Genomic DNA, 17,929 nt, shown 5'->3' on the forward strand with positions numbered 1-17,929 from the left:
TCACTATAGGGAGTGGAATAATGAATTATGTAGTAATCGCACTTTTAGGTGCACTCGCCGCAGTATTATCAAATATGGGTGTCGCAGTATTCAACGATGGTCTGAGACCGATCGTGCCTGAATATATGGAAGGAAGAATGGACAAGAAGGCAATCGTTGCCACATCATTTGCCATGTCTTTCGGTCTTGTTGTAGGATACGGAATTCCTGTATCGATAGCAGCCAGCATCATTCTTATACACAGTATCCTTCTGGGTACAGACATCATCGGAACATGGGCGCCAAGAAGTAAGAACGGCGTAATGATCGCAGGTGCCGCAGGTGCTTTATACGGTGTTGGACTTGTTGCAGGGCTTCAGTTCATCGTTGATCTTTTCGCAATGCTTCCAGTCAATTTCCTTGGAAGCCTCAGCCAGGTAAGTGCACCAGTTACCGCTGCATTTGCAATCTTCCCCGCACTTGTTGTCGCTTATCAGTTCGGCTACAAGAATGGTATGATCACATTCATCATCTCTTTCCTAGTCAGACAGATCGCCATGTATTTCGGTAAGTTCACACTAGGAACAGCCAGCATTTCACTTAATCCAGAAGGAATGGCACTTCTGACAGGTATGATCATTCTTCTTGTCTATGCGACAAGAGAGAAACAGGATAAGACTGCAGCATCAATCGATCTGACATCGATCTTTGCTGACAGAGTGAAGAAAATCAAGAAGAACCTTCCAATCCTTGCTGTCATGGGCGGTCTGATTGCAGCTGCAACAAGCCTGACCATCGTAGCAGGAGACCCGATATCCCTTAACCTTATGGCAGAAGGAAAGCTTGCTGAAGGCGGACTTGCTGCTCTTGCCAGAGCCATCGGATTTGTTCCGCTGGTTGCCACAACTGCAATCACAACAGGTGTCTATGCACCTGCAGGAATGACCTTCGTATTTGTAGTAGGATTCTTCGTGACCAATCCTTTCCTTGCATTCATCCTTGGTGCCATCATCATGGCTGTTGAAATTCTTCTTCTTGAAGTGATTTCAAAAGGACTGGACAAATTCCCTGGCATCAAGAAAGCAGGAGACAATATCAGAACTGCTATGACTAAGGTTCTTGAAGTGGCACTGCTGCTTGGTGGACTGCTGTCCGCTTATGCTATGGCTCAGGCACTTGGACTATATATCGTCATCGGACTGTATGTTCTGAACAAGACAAGCAAGAAACCGATCGTTGAAATGGCCATCGGACCAGTTGGTGCCATCGCAACAGGAATCATCATCAATATTCTATATCTGGTCGGACTGTATCAGATACCAGCTTAAAGTATTTCAGAACGTCTCAGCGAAGTGCTGAGACGTTCTATTCAAAGGGAGTGAACAAAAGATGCTAAAACCAGGAATCACATATTCACACGAGCATATCGCCATCGATCTTTCAGGCATTAAGAATACCGATGATACACGTCTTGACTGCATGGAAGAAACGGTCAGAGAGTTTAAAGATCTCTATGAAAAAGGTGTAAGAAATGTCATTGAACTCACCAACAGAGGTATGGGCAGAGATGTCGCCTATATGAATGAAGTATCTCAGCTTACCGGGATAAGTGTCATCTGTTCCACTGGTTTCTATAAAGAACCTTTCTTCCCGGAAGAAGTCTATTCTCTGACGGAAGAGGAATTAACAAGCCTTATGGTGAAGGAAATCGAGGTCGGGATTGAAGATACCGGTGTAAAAGCGGGAATCATAGGCGAAATCGGTTCAAGTGTAGACAAGTTTGAGGAGAGTGAACTCAAAGTATTCAGGGCAGCCATCGAAGCCCAGATCAAGACAGGCAGACCCCTCATCACCCACACCTCTTTAGGGACAATGGCACTTGAGCAGGTGGAGATGTTCAGAAACCGGAATATGGATCTGGATAAAGTCATCATCAGCCATGTGGATCTATCAGGTAATGCGGAGTATATCTTAAGTATCATCAGAACCGGCGTAAATGTCGCTTTTGACACCATAGGCAAAGAAAACTATCAGCCGGATGATCTGAGAGTGGAGATGCTGAAGAAAATATGCGAGGAAGGTCTGTCCCATAAGGTACTCCTTTCCATGGATATAACACGAAAGAGCAATTTCAGGTATAAAGGCGGTATCGGATACGCTTATCTCCTGGATGTCTTTATTCCTAAAATGGTTGAAGCGGGTATCTCTAAGCAGGACATCAGGAATATGACAGAATCCAATATTCGTAGAATCTTATTACAGGAGGAGAGATAATTGAAACTCTATCCATTGGAAAGTATGACCCTTGAAGAAGCGATGCAGCTTCAGTTCAGAATAACAGATCTGACAACAAAATATTTCAGCGGCAGTGAAGTGCTCTCCCTGGGTGATTTAGGCGTGGTAAAAGGGCAGAACAAACCGTCCTTCACCATAAAAGTGGAAAATGTCATCAAGGATATTTTCGGTGCCGAAAAGGCCGTTCTTGTCAGAGGAAGCGGTACTGGAGCCCTAAGAGAAGGTATCCAGTCCCTGGTAAAAGCTCAGGAAACGGTTCTGATTCACGATGCTCCGGTATATCCGACGACTCAGACCACATTCGAAAATATGGGCATAGTAACCGTTAAGGCTGATTTCAACGATGAAAAGAGCTTACGGGAAGTGCTGAAAGTGAATCATATCGATACAGCACTCATTCAGTACACAAGGCAGAAGCCTTCTGACAGTTATGAGATGAAGAATGTGATCCGCATCATGAAGGAGATGAATCCCAAGATGAGAATCATCACCGATGACAATTATGCGGTATTCAAGGTAAGAGAAATCGGAATCCAGTCTGGTGCAGATTTAAGTGCGTTTTCCAGCTTCAAACTGCTGGGACCGGAAGGAATCGGTATTCTTGTCGGCAGGGAAAAATACATCAGCGAAGTGATCAGAAAGAACTACTCAGGTGGGGGACAGGTCCAGGGACATGAAGCCATGGCTGTTCTGCGCGGACTTGTCTATGCACCTGTGATGATTGCGATACAGAATAAGGTACTGAATGAAACAAAAGCGAGACTGGACAAAGGTGAAGTGCACGGAGTAAGAGCCTCCTATATCGCAAATGCCCAGTCCAAGGTGCTTCTTGTAGAGTTTGAACGGGAGATAGCAGGGGACGTGCTGATTGAAGCTGAAAAACTCGGCGCGGCTCCTCATCCTGTAGGCGCTGAATCCAGATACGAATTTGTTCCGATGTTCTACAGAGTTTCTGGAACCTTCAGGGCATTTGATGAGAATATCGAAAAAAGGATGATCAGAATCAATCCCATGAGAAGCGGAGCAGATACGATCATCAGAATATTAAAGGAAAGCATGGAAACTGTTGAAGGGAGGTAATGGGCAATGTTTTTAGACAAGACACTTAAAGAGAATGACAATCTGATCCGTTGCGCATTTACACTCCATCAGAACGGACTGATTTCTCCGGATACCTATATTCTGGATTACGATATGATCAGAAAAAATGCGGAGAAAATGAAGGAAAAAGCAGACCGGCTTGGCATAAGACTCTACTTCATGACAAAGCAGATCGGAAGAAATCCCCTGATTGCAAAGATGCTCATGTCTTTAGGGTATGCAGGCGCAGTTGTTGTGGATTACAGAGAAGCGGAAGTCATGATGAGAAACGGCATTCACATCGGAAACGTGGGACACATCGTTCAGATTCCGAAATCAAAGCTCAGAAAAATCATCGCTTCAAAGCCCGATACCATTACGACCTACTCCCTGGAGAAAATCAGAGAGATCGATGAGGTCGCAGGAGAGCTGAACCTTATACAGAACATCACACTTCGCGTGATCGGAGAAAAGGATTTTCTTTATCCCGGACAATACGGCGGGTTTCTTCTTGATGAACTTGAACATGTGGTGGAAGAGACAAGGAAGCTGAAAAGTGTCATAATCAGCGGCCTGACTTCCTTTCCGTGTTTTCTGTTTGACGTAGAGACAAAGGACATCTGCGAAACACCGAATTTAGGTACTGTAAAGAAAGCCAAGGAAATTCTGGAAGAAAAAGGTCTCGTGATAAAAGACATCAATCTTCCTTCGGCCACTTCAATGCGGACTCTGGATCTGATCAGAGATGCGGGAGGCACCCATGGTGAACCAGGTCATGGACTTACTGGAACAACCCCATTCCACAAAGAAAATGACGCTGAGGAAAAACCTGCCATCGTATATGTTTCGGAAATCTCCCATAATCTGGGTGAACTGAGCTATTCCTATGGCGGAGGCTACTACCCACGTTCCCACGTTGAAGGCGCATATATCGGAAAGTCTCTGGAAGAGATGAAATATCATGAAATCTGTGAACCTTCCGCAGACAATATAGACTACTACTTTACCATTAAAGGAAATACCGAGGTTTCGGATACGGCAGTCATGGCCTTCAGAACGCAGATCTTTGTCACAAGGAGCCATGTGGCTGTAGTCAGTGGCATTGAGAACAACGACTATGAGGTGCTGGGCTATTTCGATGCTCAGGGCAATCCTGTAACTGATCTTTAGGCGGACACGAAAACGAAAGAGAGATGAATGAGATGAGAAGATTTATTGTAATTGTTCTTGACGGTTTTGGTATAGGCGCGATGAAGGACGTAGGAGAGAAAAGACCCGAGGATATCAGATCCAATACCTGCAGACACATACTGGAGAAAATCGATGGGCTGTATCTTCCGAATCTTGAGAAACTTGGACTGATGAATGCACTGGGTGAAGAGATCGGGCGGATGAAATTCAGTAAGGACGCCAATTTCGGAAAGTCCGATCTTATGCATTTCGGAGCAGACACTTTCTATGGTCATCAGGAGATTATGGGCACGGATCCGAAGCTGCCGAAGAAAGCCCCTTTCAGAGATTACCTTGATGTAGTGGAAGAAAGACTGAAAGAGAAGAATTACAAAGTGGAAAGAGTGACAAGAGAAGGCAATCAGATTCTTCTTGTGAATGATTATGTGACCATAGGAGACAATATCGAAACCGACCCCGGACAGGCATATAATGTCACTTCGGCACTGGATCACATCAGCTTCCGTGAGGTGACCGAAATTGCAAAGGTCGTCCGTAAAGAAGTGGAAGTCTCAAGAGTCATCACATTCGGCGGAAACAATGTGACAAAAGAGAATCTGATCGGTTCAATCGAAAGCAAAGACAATCACTACATCGGTGTCAATGCGCCTAAGTCAGGTGTCTATGAATCCGGATATCAGTGTATCCATTTAGGGTACGGAATCAATCCAGACGTGCAGGCACCGACGATCTTAGGCAAAGCCGGTCATAAGGTTGTTCTGATCGGAAAGGTCCAGGATATTGTATTTAACGATTACGGAACGAGCATACCTGGCGTAGATACCGAAACGGTTCTGAAGGAAACACTCCATCAGATGAACGAGATGAAAGAAGGATTTATCTGCACCAACGTTCAGGAGACCGATCTCAGCGGTCACGCGGAGAATGCAGAAAGATATGCGGAGAAACTGAGCATTGCCGATGGCTACATCGGTAAAATCATCGAAGAGCTTCATGGTGAAGATATCCTCATCGTCATGGCAGACCACGGAAACGATCCTACTGTTGGTCATTCAAGACATACCCGGGAAATGGTGCCCATGCTGATCTATAAGGAGAATCTGAAAAATGCCGAGATCGGCCACAGGCAGACCTTATCGGATATCGGTGCCACAGTGCTTGACTATTTCGGAGAAGAAAAGCCTGAAAACGGAACTTCATTTTTAAATAAGCTCTGATTCTGCTGCAGGTATTCAAAAGTGAATATCTGCAGTTTTTTATTCTCGCACGAACCGGTATTAACTAAATCACAAAGAACTGCACTGTTTTTTACAGGGTTATTCGGGATTTCACCATAACTTGATGAAAGACGCTAAAACGGGTGTAACCGGTTGTATGAGCTGATAAAAAAGAGTATTCTTTATATGGAAAGTTCTATTTAAGATAAAACAGAAATGAGATGAAACAGACTGAATCGGATATTGGAGGAATCATGACGAATTATTATGAGAAGGCTCTTGAAAAGCACAGTGAATGGAAAGGAAAGATCTCAGTTGAACTCAAGGCACCATTAAATGACAGAGAAGATCTTTCTATAGCCTATACACCAGGGGTTGCTGAGCCATGCAGGGAAATCGCAAAAAATAAGGACATGGCTTACACCTATACCTGGAAAGGAAACATCGTGGCTGTGGTATCAGACGGTACAGCAGTTCTCGGACTTGGAGACATCGGACCTTACGCCGCACTTCCTGTAATGGAAGGAAAAGCAGCGCTTTTCAAACGTTTTGCAGGAGTAAACGCCATTCCCATCGTTCTTGATACGAAAGATCCTAAAGAAATCATTGAAACGGTGAAGAGAATCGCACCGACTTTCGGCGGAATCAATCTGGAAGACATCAGTGCACCAAGGTGCGTGGAAATCGAGAGAGCCCTTATTGAGGAGCTTAATATCCCTGTATTCCATGATGACCAGCATGGCACAGCCATCGTCGTCACATCGGGCATCATCAATGCGCTTAAGCTTGTGAAGAAGAAACCTGAAGAGGTCACACTTGTCGTATCGGGCACTGGTGCTGCGGGAAGCTCAGTGATCAAGATGATGAAAGATCTTGGCATCGGTGAAATCTACGCCTTCAACATCAACGGCGTCCTCAGGAAAAGTGACATGGAGAAGTACAATTTCGTGGAGAAGGAAGTCTGCGAGATCACAAACAGCACGGATGAAGACCTTTCTCTTACAGAAGCCATGAAGAGAGCGGATATCTTCATCGGGGTCAGTGCACCGAAGATTCTTTCCAGGGAAATGGTATCCTCGATGAAGAAAGATGCCATTGTATTTGCCATGGCCAATCCTGAACCTGAAATTTCCTATGAAGAAGCCAAGGAGGCTGGAGCAAGGGTTGTGGGTACAGGCAGATCAGATTTCCCGAATCAGGTGAACAATGTGCTGGCATTTCCGGGACTCTTCAGAGGAGCGCTGGACGTCCGCTCAAGCAAGATCACGGAAGAGATGAAACTTGCGGCGGCGGAAGGAATCGCTTCCCTCATCACAGACGAAGAGCTCAGCGATGAGTATGTCATCCCAGGCGCATTTGATGAAAGAGTGGCAAAGATTGTAGCAGAATCCGTAGCGAATAAAGCGGTCGAGCAGGGACTGAGCAGAATTTAGCGGGTGTTCCCGTCATGAAGATTCATTTACAGAATCTGTTTTCAGGGATAAAGGAGAATGAGCGATTGGAGATACTTGATTTAAGGGAAGAAAGAGATGCATTTGAGCGGGAACTCTTAAAGGAATATGGAGGATCGCTCCTGACCCTTCGTGCAAATTTTCCGGGTGAGGACAAGAGGCATACAGCAGCAGAAACTGCAGTGAGGGTCATGGAAGAAGAAGTCAGAAGATATCTTCATCCAGTACATGAAGAGTCTACCCATACGAGAGAAGGATACATCGTCTATCTTCTCATGAATGAGGATCCTCTGAAGCTGAAAAAAACTGCAGTGGAGATTGAAGAGAAGCATCCTCTGGGCAGACTGGTGGATATGGATGTCAGAAGTTCAGATAAAATCTTTTCCAGAGGCGATTTCAATCTTCCGCCACGTCTATGCTATCTCTGCAGCGAGCCTGCAGTGCACTGTGTGCGTTCCATGAAACATAGCCTTATCGAGGTGAGAGAGCATTTCATCAGAACGGTCGAAAATCATAGAGGATCAATCAGCTGTAATCAGGCTGAATAATAAAAGGTAGAACAAGAATCAGAGACAACGGATAAGAAGCCTTAGGGGAGGAATTAGTTTTGGTGATAAAAAAACAGGCGGTATGCGGCACACTCCAGTCAAATGACTGTTTTGTGCGCATAACAGAAGGAGAGAGCGAAGGGATCAGGCTCCATATCGAGAGCACAGTAAAAGAAACCTTCGGAACTCAGATTGAAGAAACGATAATGAGAAAACTGGAGGATATGGGCGTTGCTTCATGCAACCTCTATATAGAAGATAAAGGTGCACTGGATTATACCATTCGTGCAAGGGTAGAAACGGCGGTGAAAAGATCAGATGAATAGAAGAAGTTTACTTTTTATGCCCGGAAACAACCCGGGTATGCTGACCTCCTCTGATGTTTTGGGTGCAGACACTCTGGTTTTTGACCTGGAGGATGCTGTGTCTCTCGGAGAAAAGGATGCTGCAAGAACACTGGTCAAGGAAGCATTGGGATTTTTAAGGTTTCAGGATGTTGAGGTGACCGTAAGAATCAACCCGTATGATTCACCCTACTGCATGGCTGACCTTTTTGAAATCGTTCCTGCACGGCCTCATGGCATCGTCATACCGAAAGCTGGCGTGGAATCGGTCCGTGCCATTGAAGAAGAAGTCGAAAGACTGGAACGCCTCCATAATCTTAAGGAGAAAATACACTTCATCCTGATCATAGAAACAGCCATGGGTCTTTTTGATCTGAAGAACATACTGGACTGCTCGAAGAGAATAGAAGGTATTATTCTCGGTGCAGAAGACTTTTCCAGCGATATGGGGATAAGAAGAACAAAAGGATCAAAGGAAATCGAGTATGCAAGATTTGCCATCGCGACAGCTGCAAGAGCATACAGAATCGATGCCATCGATACGCCTTATACCGATATCGATGATTTCGAGGGTCTTAAGGAAGATACAGCCTTTGCAAAATCCATAGGATTTAACGGAAGACTGGCCATAAACCCGAGACAGATTGAAACCCTACATGAAGTGTTCTCCCCGACACCATCCGAAATCGATGAAGCCATGAACATCATCATCGAGGCGGAAGAAGCGGAGAAGAGAGGGCTTGGTGTATTCAGCTACAAAGGCAAGATGGTGGATATGCCCGTCATAAAACGAGCTGAAAGTACCATGGCATCTGCCAGAAAGTGGGGTCTAGTGAAATGAGAAATGCGATAGGAAGAGAAGGTCTTGAACGCCCATATCAGGGTGCATTCAGGAACGTCAGGAATTTCAGGTTTGAAGACCTTAAGGATACAGAAAGAAGAGCGGATTTTTCCAAGGATCTTGATGAAGTGCTTGACGCACTCAACCTTAAGGACAATATGACCTTCAGTTTTCATCACCACTTAAGAAACGGGGATAAGGTCCTTAATATGGTCATGGAGAAGATCCATGAAAGAGGACTGAGAGGCATTAAGATCGCGGCAACGTCTCTTTTTCCCTGTCATGAGACCCTTGTACCCATGTTCAGAGATGAAACAGTCACAAAGATCTATTCCTCTTATCTGTCCGGACCTGTGGCTAAAGCTGTAAGTGAGGGTGAAGTGAAGGAAATCTGTGTTATGTCGACCCATGGGGGAAGACCAAGAGCGATCCTTGAGGGAGAGCTCCATATCGATGTGGCATTCATTGCAGCACCGGCTGTGGATAAAGAGGGTAACCTCTCAGGTTCAGAAGGACCATCCTCCTGCGGAGTACTGGGCTATGCAGCAGCTGACGCCAAGGCTGCAGACAAGGTCGTCGCCATCACGGACTATATAGCAGATACCATAAACAGACCTGAGATTTCAGGACATCTCATAGACTTTGTGGTCAAAGTGCCATCCATCGGAGATCCGAAAGGGATCGTCAGCGGAACAACAAAAATCACAAAAGATCCTGTTGGCCTTAAAATTGCAAGAGATGCGGCTACACTCATCAGGCACAGCGGACTTCTAAAAGATGGGTTCAGTTTCCAGACCGGAGCAGGAGGGACATCTCTTGCGGTTGCTCTTGAGGTGAAGAAGCTCATGAAAGTAGGGAACATCAGAGGAAGCTTCGCCTGCGGTGGAACAACGGATTACCTTGTCAGCATGCTGGAAGAAGGTTACTTTGAAAAGCTCTATGATGTCCAGGCATTCAATCTGGATGCGGTGGAATCGGTAAAGGTCAACGACAACCACATCAAAATCGATGCCAGCACCTATGCGAACATAGACAACCCGGACAATATCGTGAACAAGCTGGATGTCGTTATCCTCGGTGCATCGGAGATCGATCTTGATTTCAATGTGAATGTCACTACAGGAAGCGACGGGGTCATCCTCGGAGGCTCCGGCGGACACGCCGATACTGCAGCAGGTGCTAAGCTTGCCATCATCGTGTCGACCCTTGTGAACTCAAGAATATCGTGCCTCGTGGACGAAGTGACTACTGTGACGACTCCTGGAGAGACCATAGACATCCTCATCACCGATCGTGGAATCGCCATCCATGAAAGGCATCAGGATCTCATAAAGAAGCTTAAGGAAGAAACGAATCTCAAGATCATGGACATCAGAGAACTGAAGGAGATCGCGGACTACCTTACTGGAGTTCCTGCGAAACGGAAAAGATCTGATGAGATTGTTGCGGTATCCGAGTATAGAGACGGAACAGTACTTGATGCCATCTATAAAGTAAAGAAATAACCTGTCTGATTATTTCAGAACACCAGAACAGGAAGGCCGAAAATCACTGGAGGGATCGTTATGAGCAGCTATATCAATCTGACACTGGAAAACCTTAATGAAGAACATCTTTGCTGCGCAATCTCGGACAAGAAACACCAGTGCGGGGTTCTGGGGAAAAAGGCATGGCTTGCAGAAAGACTGCCTGAAGGGCATGTGTTTCGTAAGCTTGATGTAAGAGGTAAGGTATTCATCGAGTATGCTCCTTTGAAAACGGCCTGGGTTCCGATTGAAGGTGAAAACTATATCTATATCCACTGTTTATGGGTATCAGGGAGTCATAAGAATAACGGATACGGAAAGGAACTTCTTGAATACTGCATTCTGGATGCGAAAGCCAGAGGCTCATCAGGAGTATGTGTAATCAGTTCGAGAAAGAAATCGCCGTTTCTATCGGATAGAAGATTTCTTGAGAAATACGGTTTTGAAGTCGTAGACAGTATAGATGACTATGAACTTCTTGCTTTGCCTTTTGACGAAAGCAGGCCATCCTTCACAGAGCGAGCAAGAAAGCAGGAAATCGAAGAGAAAGAACTCACCCTATACTACAGCCCTCAGTGTCCATACATCATGAACTGCATCCTAAAGATCAGAAACTTCACCCAGAAGAGCAGCATTCCATTAAAGCTGATTAAAATTGATTCACTGGATAAGGCGAAAGCGGTTCCCGGTGTTTTCAACAACTGGGCGGTGTTCTACAAGGGAAAGTTCAGGACAGTACATCTTCTGGATGAGGGGCACCTTATAAAGCTGATCCTGGAACACTGAACCTACCTTCCACCGGGTATTGGATAAACCCTTCGATCCGCCTTACACTCTTAATGAACTTCATAATTGAAAAGCAGAAAGCATCAAATTTACGCTTTGATGCTTTCTGCTTTTCTACGTTTATTTTCTGCTTCTGTCAGTGGTTTTGTACTTCTTTCCTTCACTGTCATAAGTCACCCATTCACCTGTAGGCTCACCCTTTTCGAAAAATCCTGATCTTTTGATCGTTCCGTCTGGACGGTACCATTCCCAGTACCCTTCAGGCTGGCCATCAATGATTTTTCCTTTTGACCACATGGTTATGCCGTTGGCATGGTACTTGATGGTGTATCCGTCAATCACTTCCAGTTTCTTTTCCTTGACCTTTCCCGTACTGATCTGATCACATTTATTATCCATATTATTCATGCCTCCATATGTCTGATGGTTCTATTTTACCATAACTATATTCACCTGAGCTGAAGATGATGCATTCATAGACCAGTCCTCTTTATTGAATGTAACCATTTCATAATCTTCTGGACATAGTAGCAACTTTATGTTATTATATGAGTTGTCGCTTATAATCAGAAACTATGATTGAAATTTAGACGAGGAGAAATGCAATTGATTAAATTTACAAATGTCTCAAAGAAGTTCAAAGACGTGCAGGTGCTGAAGGATATCTCATTCGAGATCGAAAAAGGCCAGCTGGTTGTTCTGATCGGACTTTCAGGGTGTGGTAAGACCACAACACTCAAAATGATCAACAGACTCATTAAGCCTACTACAGGAAAAATCTATATAGATGGTGAGGATATTTCAAAGAAGGATCCCATAAAGCTGAGAAGAAATATCGGCTATGTGATTCAGCAGACAGGACTTTTCCCTCATATGACCATTAGAGAAAACACGGAGATCATTCCTAGAGTAGAGAAGCTTGATGGTGAAAAGATCACGAAGAAGACCCTGGATCTTATGGAAATGGTGGGGCTTGAAGAAGATTTCCTTGACCGTTATCCGAATGAGCTAAGCGGTGGTCAGCAGCAGAGAGTCGGGGTAGCCAGAGCGTTCGCCCTGGATCCTGATGTCATTCTTATGGATGAGCCTTTCTCGGCACTTGACCCCATAACAAGAAACTCCCTTCAGGATGAACTGGTCAGTCTTCAGAATAAAGTGAAAAAGACCATCGTTTTTGTTACCCATGATATGTCCGAAGCGATCAAGATCGCGGACAAAATCTGTATCATGGATAAAGGGGAAATCATACAGTATGATACCCCCGAAATGATTCTCAAGAATCCGGTGAATGAATTTGTATCGGAATTCGTGGGAAAGAACAGAATATGGGAGTCACCGGAGTATATCCGTGCAGAGGACATCATGATTGAAGGTGCAGTTTCCTGTACTCCAGACACAACACTCGCCAAAGCGCTTGATCGGATGAGAAACAATAAGGTCAACAGCATCATCGTACTGGAAGAAAGAACTGGAAAAATGGCGGGCATCGTAAAGCCGAAGCAGATCGCCAAGGTAAAAGACAGGACGACTGCGGTAAAAGAAATCATGATCCGCGATTTTCAGTGGGCAAAACCCGAGGATTCCATTGTGGATCTACTTAAAGTAGCCGATGAGAACAGCATATCGGAGATCCCTGTACTGGATGAAAATGAAAAGCTTCTTGGTCTTGTGACCCAGAACAGCCTGATTACAACACTCAGCCAGCAGTACTTTGAAGACGGGGAGGTGCTTTAAATGAATGTATTTCAGTATATGACAAGAAACAGCGAACAGGTTTTAAGGCTTACCCTTGAACACATCGAACTGACGGCCATTGCAGTGGGACTTGCCGTCCTCATCGGAGTGCCCCTCGGAATACTCATCAGCTACTTCAGAAAAGCAAGCAAGTCCGTCGTAGGCGGAGCAAACATCGTACAGGCGATTCCAAGCATGGCGCTTCTCGGACTTGCCATTCCGCTTCTCGGAATCGGTTCGGTACCGGCAGTTGTCATCGTAATCCTCTATTCTCTGCTGCCCATCATCAAAAATACCTATACAGGAATCACAAGTCTTGACAAGGGTACTTTAGAGGCGGCTAAAGCCATCGGACTGACAAAAAGTCAGGTACTGCTTAAGGTTCAGATTCCCCTGGCCCTTCCGGTCATTATGGCTGGTGTGCGAATTTCTGCGGTAACTGCTGTAGGTCTGATGACCATGGCAGCATTTATCGGAGCAGGCGGACTAGGTTTTCTCATCTTCTCAGGAATCAGCACCACGAACAATGCTCAAATCCTTGCTGGAGCAATACCTTCAGCTCTTCTGGCACTGGTTGTGGATATGCTGTTCAGTACAGTGGAAAAGCTTGTTACGCCAATCAGTCTTCAGCAGACCGGAAACACAACAAAGGTACAGCTGAAGAGATCAAGATCGGTTCAGAAGGGGCTTCTTGCAGCCACTGCAGCAGTCCTCGTTTTACTGTTCGGTATAACGGCCATCGGCAATGCAGGTCAGTCAAAAGACAGCATTACCATCGGTGGTAAAGACTTCACCGAGCAGTTCATCGTGACTCATCTTATGGCTGATATGATCGAGGACCGTACAGATCTTCGTGTCATCCGTAAGGAAAACCTCGGGGGAACACAGGTTGCCTTCAATGCCCTGAAAAACGCAGATATCGATCTGTATCTTGAATATACCGGAACCATTTATGGAGACACTTTAGGATATTCTCCTAACTCCGATATGGATGAGGTCTATGACACCAGCAAGGCGGATCTTAAGGAAAAGTATGATATCGATGCACTGAAGCAGTTCAGCTTCAACAATACCTATGTGCTGTCTGTAACGGAAGAAACAGCAGAAAAATATGGTCTTGAGAAGATCAGTGATCTGGCACCCGTTGCGGATGATCTGAAAATCGGTGCTGTTCTTGAATTCCTTAACCGTGAAGACGGTGTCGTGGGTCTGAAGAAGCATTACGGATTCAGCTTCGGTGAAGAAATCGGAATTAATGGTGCCAACAGGTACCTTGCCCTGACAAATGGTGAGACAGACGTTACGGACGCATTCTCGACAGACGGACTTCTGAAAAAGTTCAACCTCGTTATGCTTGAGGATGATCAGAACTTCTTCCCGCCATACTTTGCCGTACCGATCTTAAGAAGCGGTCTCCTCGAGGAGTATCCTGAGATCGCTCCTGTACTGGATGAGCTGGGAACAGTTCTGACTAATGAAATCATGATTGATCTGAACTACAGAGTCGATGAGCTGCAGGAGCAGCCAAGAAAGGTTGCCCACGATTTTCTTGTGGAGCAGGGGCTCATCAGAAACTAGGCGCATCCTGATCAGATTACAGCTCATAAAAAAGAATGAAACAAAACTTCATCTACAGAAACTGGGATTTTATTGAGTTAAGATCTCAGTTTTTTCTGTTGTATCTGGTGACAATCAATCAGAGAATGAATTGTCAAAGTATTTTGAAAAGTTGACTCGGTTTTGATATACTGATTACAGATTGTACTGATTTAGAGAGGAGAGAGAAAAAGGAATGAAAAGAATCATAGCCCTCAATTCAAATACGTATCATGGTTTTAGTCTGGAAGAGGCTTTTAACGGCATGGAAGAAGCTGGCTTTACCCATGTGGAGCTGACTGCAACGAAAGGATGGACAGAGCATGTGTTTCCGGATATGAGCTTCAGATCGCTCTGGGACATCCGAGAGGAAATGAGAAGAAGAAGGATTACACCCTTTGCCCTGAGCGGTCATACGAATCTCATGGACAAGGATAGGATTGAAGACTTCATCATGAACATGAGACTGGCCAGTTTCTTCGGCGCAAGCTATATTCTCTCATCCATTGGTGAGGCACATCTTCAGGACAAAAAAGAAGTAAGTGATGATGAGGTAGCCGAGCAGGTCAAGGAGCTTATTCCATATCTTAGGGAATATGATCTTATACTATGCCTTGAAAATCATGGAAAACACGGTACAGGAAAGCAGCTCAGAGAAATCGTCGAGAAGGTGGGATCCGAGCGGGTGAGGATCAATTACGATACAGCCAATGCCATCTTCTACGGAAATGTAGACCTTGAAGAGGATCTTATGTCCTGTATCGACTATATCGGCTACATGCATCTGAAAGACAAGGCGGGAGAATATAACGAATGGAATTTCCCAGCCATAGGAAAAGGAAATCTGGATCTTCTTATGGTGATCAGAAAACTGGATGAAAAGGGCAATCACTGTCCTCTGAGCATAGAAATCGAATTTACAGATAAGGGACCGAAGGATCTTGAAGAGGTTCATGAAGCGGTTCGTACATCTTTTGATTATCTCAGTGAAAACGGTCAGGAGATTCTGTAGAAGGAGGAACATAGTATGGTTAGAGTCGGTATTGTGGGTCTTGGCGGGATGGGAGAAGTCCACTATAAAAACTACGAGAAGATAGATGGTGTCGAAGTGGCTGCTTTTGTCAGTAAAAGCGAAAGAGGGAAAGAGAAGGCAAGGGAGCTCGGGGTTCCATATTACAGAAGCATCAAGGAGATGGCAGAGAATGAAGATATTCAGGTAGTGGATATCTGTACGCCGAATTTTCTTCATAAGGAAAATGTCATGGAAGCATTAAACCTCGGTAAACACGTCATTGTGGAAAAACCCATGGCACTGCATAAAACGGATGCGGAGGAAATGTATGCTCTGGCAGAGAAGAAGAACCTTAAGTTGTTTGTGGCTCATGTTCTTCAGTTTACAAAGGAGATGGAAATCCTGAGGGCGTATGTCAGAAGCGGTGATCTGGGCAGACCTCTTGACGGCTACTTTCTTCGCATTGCAGGTAAACCCGGATGGAGTGAGGGTGGGTGGCTTTTTGAAAAGGAGAAGAGTGGCGTCATCCCTTTTGATCTCCATATCCACGATCTGGATATGATTGTGAGTCTGTTCGGAAAGCCGAAGAAGTACTCCTATACTTCTTCGGGAAACAAGGGAATCGGGTACAGGGAGCAGTACAGATTCATCTACAGTTATGACAATCTACATGTGGGAGCGGAAGCTGCATGGTATGATGCGGATTTTCCCTTCACTCAGAGCTTCAGAATATACTTTGAGAAAGGACTTCTTGTAAGAGAAAGAGATGAACTCATCCTCTATGAAAAAGACAGAGGGGAGAAAAAATTAGACATCACTGACAAGGTCCTTGTTTCCACGGGAATCAATCTCCCGCCTACTGGGATGTTCTATAACGAACTGAGCCACTTTCTGGAATGCATCAGAGAAGGAAAGGACTCGAGTATTGTCACAAAGGAGCAGGTGCTGACAGTCATTGAACTTCTTGAAGAGATTGTCTTCGGAGAGGATGAAGAAGAGATTCGGCAGACAAGGGAAGTTACCTGAAACAGACAGGTCAGAAAGAAAAGTCATATGACATCTGTATACAGATTGTCCATATGACTTTTGCAATTCCGCAAGGTTTAATTTTGAAAACTTGCAAAGTTGATCCAAGGATGTTGACAAAAGAAATCCTTTTGGCTACACTAAAAATGTAATCCATTACATTTCAGAATATTGGATTTAAATAAGGGTTTCCCTTGATACTCAGTAAAAATTATTCTGTAAATCTTATTTCTGACTATGCTGAGAGAACATCTGAAGTTATGGATAAAACATGGGAAGGAGGGTGAAGATGGTCAATATATCCGATGTAGCAAGTGAAGCTCATGTGTCAGTGGCTACTGTATCAAGGGTGCTCAACGACAAAGATACCGTGAAAAAGGAAACCCGGGAGAGGGTCTACGCCGCCATCGAAAAACTGAACTTTGAACCCAATATTCTGGCCAGAAACTTCAGGCGCAGCGAAAGCCGGGTAATTCTCATCATAACACCCAACATCACCAATCCCTACTATGCCCATATTCTATCAGGCATCGGCGACGAGGCTAGTTCTTTAGGCTACAGTGCGCTGATCTTCAATACAGGCGGAAGCCTTGAGAAGGAGAAGGAAGGCATGGAGATGCTGAAAATAAGAAGAGCCGACGGTGCAATACTACTGGCAAGCGCTGTAGACAGTCCACATCTTCTGGAATATGCGGACAGATATCCTGTGGTCCAGTGCGCAGAATATGATGAGAGTACTGATCTTCCCAGAGTATCCATTGACAACTACAAAGCTGCTGCGGAAGTGTTGGAATATCTGGTGTCTTTAGGGCATCGGAAAATTGCAACCATAAGCTCCAGAAACAGCTACATATCCACCGTTCAGCGTATGGACGCCTATAAAGCGGCCATGGCCGACAGTGGAATCGCAGTGCCCAAAAGCTATATCGCTTATGCCGACGGTGACTATTCCTTTAAAAGCGGAAAGAAAGCCGCCATGAAGCTTCTGAGCTTAAAAGACCGGCCGACTGCTGTCTTCTGCATTTCGGACACCCTTGCCCTGGGCACTGTAAGCGCGGCTCTTGAACTTGGCATAAAGATTCCGGAGGAGCTCACCGTAACAGGATTTGACGATGTGGATGACACCACGATGTTTCATCCGTATATCACAACGGTGAAGCAGCCATGCTACAAGCTGGGCGAAAAAGCCATGAAACTGCTTTATGACCGTATCCAGAAGAAAGAAGAAAAGAATCATCTGATTCTCAGTTATCAGTTTGTGATCAGAGAATCCTCAGGTCCTTTAAAATGATATCCTTATCCG

The 17,929-nt window shown here is 45.0% G+C and carries 17 protein-coding genes; 16 read left to right on the top strand and 1 reads right to left on the bottom strand.

Annotation, left to right across the window (positions count from 1 at the left end; genetic code table 11):
- Positions 1-20: 20 nt before the first annotated feature.
- The 11 genes from RTX25_RS07460 (at position 21) to RTX25_RS07510 (ending at position 11,258) form a co-directional block, all read left to right on the top strand.
- Positions 21-1,307, top strand: a complete 1,287-nt coding sequence (locus RTX25_RS07460) for a YhfT family protein (protein ID WP_312652315.1) — start codon at positions 21-23, stop codon at positions 1,305-1,307.
- 61 nt (positions 1,308-1,368) lie between these two features.
- On the top strand, positions 1,369-2,253 hold the full coding sequence (locus RTX25_RS07465) for a phosphotriesterase-related protein (protein WP_312652317.1): 885 nt from the start codon (positions 1,369-1,371) through the stop codon (positions 2,251-2,253).
- Positions 2,254-3,354 (top strand): aminotransferase class V-fold PLP-dependent enzyme, encoded by a 1,101-nt coding sequence (locus RTX25_RS07470; RefSeq protein ID WP_312652319.1) that lies wholly within the window; start codon positions 2,254-2,256, stop codon positions 3,352-3,354.
- Between the two features lie 6 nt (positions 3,355-3,360).
- Positions 3,361-4,524 (top strand): YhfX family PLP-dependent enzyme, encoded by a 1,164-nt coding sequence (locus RTX25_RS07475; RefSeq protein WP_312652320.1) that lies wholly within the window; start codon positions 3,361-3,363, stop codon positions 4,522-4,524.
- Positions 4,525-4,556: 32 nt separating this feature from the next.
- The gene (locus RTX25_RS07480; RefSeq protein WP_312652322.1) at positions 4,557-5,762 is read left to right on the top strand and encodes a phosphopentomutase; all 1,206 of its coding nucleotides are present in this window, start codon (positions 4,557-4,559) and stop codon (positions 5,760-5,762) included.
- A 254-nt stretch (positions 5,763-6,016) separates the two neighbouring features.
- A complete protein-coding gene (locus RTX25_RS07485; protein WP_312652324.1) occupies positions 6,017-7,195 on the top strand; it encodes a malic enzyme-like NAD(P)-binding protein in 1,179 nt (392 codons plus the stop codon).
- Positions 7,196-7,209: 14 nt separating this feature from the next.
- The gene (gene citX, locus RTX25_RS07490) at positions 7,210-7,761 is read left to right on the top strand and encodes a citrate lyase holo-[acyl-carrier protein] synthase (protein ID WP_312652325.1); all 552 of its coding nucleotides are present in this window, start codon (positions 7,210-7,212) and stop codon (positions 7,759-7,761) included.
- A 62-nt stretch (positions 7,762-7,823) separates the two neighbouring features.
- On the top strand, positions 7,824-8,087 hold the full coding sequence (gene citD / locus RTX25_RS07495; protein WP_312652425.1) for a citrate lyase acyl carrier protein: 264 nt from the start codon (positions 7,824-7,826) through the stop codon (positions 8,085-8,087).
- A complete protein-coding gene (locus RTX25_RS07500) occupies positions 8,080-8,946 on the top strand; it encodes a CoA ester lyase (protein WP_312652327.1) in 867 nt (288 codons plus the stop codon). Before citD ends, RTX25_RS07500 begins: the two co-directional genes overlap by 8 nt.
- Positions 8,943-10,451, top strand: a complete 1,509-nt coding sequence (gene citF / locus RTX25_RS07505) for a citrate lyase subunit alpha (RefSeq protein ID WP_312652329.1) — start codon at positions 8,943-8,945, stop codon at positions 10,449-10,451. Before RTX25_RS07500 ends, citF begins: the two co-directional genes overlap by 4 nt.
- A gap of 60 nt (positions 10,452-10,511) precedes the next feature.
- Positions 10,512-11,258 (top strand): GNAT family N-acetyltransferase, encoded by a 747-nt coding sequence (locus tag RTX25_RS07510; protein WP_312652331.1) that lies wholly within the window; start codon positions 10,512-10,514, stop codon positions 11,256-11,258.
- Between the two features lie 120 nt (positions 11,259-11,378).
- On the opposite strand, the gene RTX25_RS07515 is transcribed toward RTX25_RS07510, so the two are convergent.
- The gene (locus RTX25_RS07515; RefSeq protein ID WP_312652333.1) at positions 11,379-11,657 is read right to left on the bottom strand and encodes a hypothetical protein; all 279 of its coding nucleotides are present in this window, start codon (positions 11,655-11,657) and stop codon (positions 11,379-11,381) included.
- A 207-nt stretch (positions 11,658-11,864) separates the two neighbouring features.
- Between RTX25_RS07515 and RTX25_RS07520 the strand changes: the two genes are divergently transcribed.
- The 5 genes from RTX25_RS07520 to RTX25_RS07540 all read left to right on the top strand — a co-directional run bounded on the left by RTX25_RS07520 (position 11,865) and on the right by RTX25_RS07540 (position 17,917).
- Complete coding sequence (locus RTX25_RS07520) at positions 11,865-12,992, top strand: ABC transporter ATP-binding protein (RefSeq protein ID WP_312652335.1); 1,128 nt, start codon at positions 11,865-11,867, stop codon at positions 12,990-12,992.
- Positions 12,993-14,570: a glycine betaine ABC transporter substrate-binding protein gene (locus RTX25_RS07525; RefSeq protein WP_312652337.1), complete on the top strand. Its 1,578-nt coding sequence runs from the start codon at positions 12,993-12,995 to the stop codon at positions 14,568-14,570.
- 214 nt (positions 14,571-14,784) lie between these two features.
- The gene (locus RTX25_RS07530) at positions 14,785-15,600 is read left to right on the top strand and encodes a sugar phosphate isomerase/epimerase family protein (RefSeq protein WP_312652339.1); all 816 of its coding nucleotides are present in this window, start codon (positions 14,785-14,787) and stop codon (positions 15,598-15,600) included.
- Positions 15,601-15,615: 15 nt separating this feature from the next.
- Positions 15,616-16,626 (top strand): Gfo/Idh/MocA family oxidoreductase, encoded by a 1,011-nt coding sequence (locus RTX25_RS07535; protein WP_312652341.1) that lies wholly within the window; start codon positions 15,616-15,618, stop codon positions 16,624-16,626.
- A gap of 289 nt (positions 16,627-16,915) precedes the next feature.
- On the top strand, positions 16,916-17,917 hold the full coding sequence (locus RTX25_RS07540) for a LacI family DNA-binding transcriptional regulator (RefSeq protein WP_312652343.1): 1,002 nt from the start codon (positions 16,916-16,918) through the stop codon (positions 17,915-17,917).
- Positions 17,918-17,929: the final 12 nt, after the last annotated feature.

Origin of the sequence: Proteiniclasticum sp., assembly GCF_032054185.1 — a bacterium.
GTDB lineage: Bacteria > Bacillota > Clostridia > Clostridiales > Clostridiaceae > Proteiniclasticum.

What these genes read in the sequence shown, in the direction of transcription:
- RTX25_RS07460 (WP_312652315.1), top strand. Translation starts at nt 21, where the DNA reads ATGAATTATGTAGTAATCGCACTTTTAGGTGCACTCGCCGCAGTATTA.
- RTX25_RS07465 (WP_312652317.1), top strand. Translation starts at nt 1,369, where the DNA reads ATGCTAAAACCAGGAATCACATATTCACACGAGCATATCGCCATCGAT.
- RTX25_RS07475 (WP_312652320.1), top strand. Translation starts at nt 3,361, where the DNA reads ATGTTTTTAGACAAGACACTTAAAGAGAATGACAATCTGATCCGTTGC.
- RTX25_RS07480 (WP_312652322.1), top strand. Translation starts at nt 4,557, where the DNA reads ATGAGAAGATTTATTGTAATTGTTCTTGACGGTTTTGGTATAGGCGCG.
- RTX25_RS07485 (WP_312652324.1), top strand. Translation starts at nt 6,017, where the DNA reads ATGACGAATTATTATGAGAAGGCTCTTGAAAAGCACAGTGAATGGAAA.
- citX (WP_312652325.1), top strand. Translation starts at nt 7,210, where the DNA reads ATGAAGATTCATTTACAGAATCTGTTTTCAGGGATAAAGGAGAATGAG.
- RTX25_RS07500 (WP_312652327.1), top strand. Translation starts at nt 8,080, where the DNA reads ATGAATAGAAGAAGTTTACTTTTTATGCCCGGAAACAACCCGGGTATG.
- citF (WP_312652329.1), top strand. Translation starts at nt 8,943, where the DNA reads ATGAGAAATGCGATAGGAAGAGAAGGTCTTGAACGCCCATATCAGGGT.
- RTX25_RS07510 (WP_312652331.1), top strand. Translation starts at nt 10,512, where the DNA reads ATGAGCAGCTATATCAATCTGACACTGGAAAACCTTAATGAAGAACAT.
- RTX25_RS07515 (WP_312652333.1), bottom strand. Translation starts at nt 11,657, where the DNA reads ATGGATAATAAATGTGATCAGATCAGTACGGGAAAGGTCAAGGAAAAG.
- RTX25_RS07525 (WP_312652337.1), top strand. Translation starts at nt 12,993, where the DNA reads ATGAATGTATTTCAGTATATGACAAGAAACAGCGAACAGGTTTTAAGG.
- RTX25_RS07530 (WP_312652339.1), top strand. Translation starts at nt 14,785, where the DNA reads ATGAAAAGAATCATAGCCCTCAATTCAAATACGTATCATGGTTTTAGT.
- RTX25_RS07535 (WP_312652341.1), top strand. Translation starts at nt 15,616, where the DNA reads ATGGTTAGAGTCGGTATTGTGGGTCTTGGCGGGATGGGAGAAGTCCAC.
- RTX25_RS07540 (WP_312652343.1), top strand. Translation starts at nt 16,916, where the DNA reads ATGGTCAATATATCCGATGTAGCAAGTGAAGCTCATGTGTCAGTGGCT.